Raw genomic sequence first — 2,310 nt, forward strand, 5'->3', positions numbered from 1 at the left:
TATTTTTTAATGCAAATACTGATTGGAAGATATCAAGGAAAAGTTTTATTAATGTATGATGAAATTCGTTTGATTATATTAAGTCATATAGGCTTCTTTATTGGAAGTTTTCTTGTTTTCCCAATTAGTACTTGGACTATAAAGAAATTCTTTGGGTTTGTATTATTAACATGTGTTTTATTTGTTTTTGCTGGATGTAACTCTAGATATTCTCATAAAGCATTTAGAAAATGGTTTAAACATAATACATTAATTGTTGGTATTGGTCATACTGCTGAAAAATTAGAGTATGTTTGTAGAGGAAATGGATATTCTTTATTAGATGTGGTTGGATTTGTGAATTGTAATAAATCAAATCGAGTTAAGTATATTCAGCAGGAACAAGTAGTAGATGTGAATAAAACGTTTGATTTAGATTCAATTTGTTCAGTAATCAAAGAAAAAAATATTGATACTGTATTGATTGCGATTCCTGAGATGGATAGTGAAGATTTAAATGCTGTGTTTGAAGTGTTTAAAAATAAAGTCGATGTTATTAAATATTTACCACTAGTAAATGGCTTAGTAACTTTTGATACAAAGGTTGAAGATTTTGATGGAATCTTAATGATTTCTAATTCTCGTGGCTTAGAACATTTCTTATCTTATGCATTAAAACGTATTATGGACATTTGTGCTGGATTATGTGGTTTATTATTATTAATACCATTGACAATCTTTGTCTTTATTAAAAACCGTAAAGAAGGAGATAAAGGTCCTATTTTCTTTACACAGAATCGTATTGGTAAGAATGGTAAAGAATTCAAAATGTTTAAATATCGCACTATGGTAATTGGTGCTGATAAGATTCTAGAAGAGTTAATGGAAAAAGATCCAGTCATTCGAGAAGAATATACAAAGAATAAAAAATTAGTGAATGATCCGCGTATCACAAGTGCTGGTAAGTTTTTACGTGAAAAGAGCTTAGATGAGTTTCCACAATTCATTAATGTGTTATTAGGTCAAATGTCTTTAATTGGTCCACGTCCATATTTGCCTAAAGAAAGACCGGATATGGGTGACTATTATTATGATGTTATCGCATGTAAACCTGGTATTACGGGTATGTGGCAAAGTCATGGAAGGAGTGATGTTGATTTTGAACATCGTTTATTGTTGGATGAATATTATTATAGAAACTGGTCATTCTGGTTGGATGTGACATTGTTATTTAAAACTATTAAACAAGTGCTATATGGTAGAGGAGCAGTATAGAAAGGAAATAATTTATGAATAACGATTATATGAATGATGAAATGGAAATTGATTTGATAGAGCTATTGAAGGATATAATTAAAAATATAAAGTTTATTGTAAAAATAACTTTATTGTGTGGAGTGGTTGTGTTTGGCGTTTCACAATTCATTTTACCTAAAAGTTATACATCAAGTACAGATATTACAATTGTACCGGCAGAAACTTCTTTGGATTATACTTCTTATTTAACTGGGAGTAAGGTGCTAGATAAAGTGAGTAATGCGGTTGGTGTTGAAAGCTCAGGGTTAGTAGAGAGTATTGAAGTAACAAGAGATTCAAATAATACGTATAATTACAATATTAAGGCTACTACAAACAATCCTAAATTATCGTATCGTATTGTCAAAAATGTTGTAAACGAATTTAGAAAGTTAATGGTGTCTGAATTAAACTTAAGTAGTGTAACTACAATGAATGAGCCACAAATCAATACTACACCAGTGAGTCCGAATGTTAAAAAGAATACTTTGATTGGAACTTTCGTTGGTTTAGTAGGTAGTATGGGTATAGTTGTTTTACGTTTCTTATTCGATAAACATTTAAGAAATGCGGAGGAAGCTGAAATGTTTTTAGGGGTAGATGTTTTAGCTGAAATACCATTGAAGAAATAGGAGAAAATAATGGAACATAATATATCGAGTAGTTCAGCATATCGAAAACTACGTACTAATATTGAATATAATGAAAAACATCCACATATTCATAGTGTATGTTTAACTGGTGTAGAGCATGGAGCAGGGGCTACAACGGTTTCAATTAATTTGGCATATTGTTTTGTGGCAAACACACCAAAAGTGTTATTGTTGGATTGTAATATAAAGGATCCACACATTCATGAATGTTTTAATATAAAAAATGATTTTGGATTAACAGATATTTTAGAGGATAATGATTATACAAATTATTTGAAATACGCTAAAGTAATTAAAGATAGCTATTCAGACAATGAATTACATGTTATTACAGCGGGTAATGAGAGAAAACATCCGATTGACTTATTGAGTGGTCAAAGCT

2 protein-coding genes and 1 pseudogene are annotated in these 2,310 nt (G+C 30.0%); all 3 read left to right on the plus strand.

The genetic code is table 11. The features are described 5' to 3' along the window. A partial coding sequence (locus Q0F58_RS18955) for an exopolysaccharide biosynthesis polyprenyl glycosylphosphotransferase (protein WP_294379552.1) occupies nucleotides 1-1,254 on the plus strand: 1,254 nt, incomplete at its 5' end. Nucleotides 1,255-1,268: 14 nt separating this feature from the next. Next, on the plus strand, nucleotides 1,269-1,907 hold the full coding sequence (locus Q0F58_RS18960) for a YveK family protein (protein WP_294379554.1): 639 nt from the start codon (nucleotides 1,269-1,271) through the stop codon (nucleotides 1,905-1,907). 9 nt (nucleotides 1,908-1,916) lie between these two features. Continuing rightward, nucleotides 1,917-2,310: pseudogene (locus Q0F58_RS18965) on the plus strand (hypothetical protein); the annotation flags it as partial.

It is taken from the genome of uncultured Clostridium sp., from assembly GCF_934754915.1.
Classification (GTDB): domain Bacteria; phylum Bacillota; class Clostridia; order Clostridiales; family Clostridiaceae; genus Clostridium.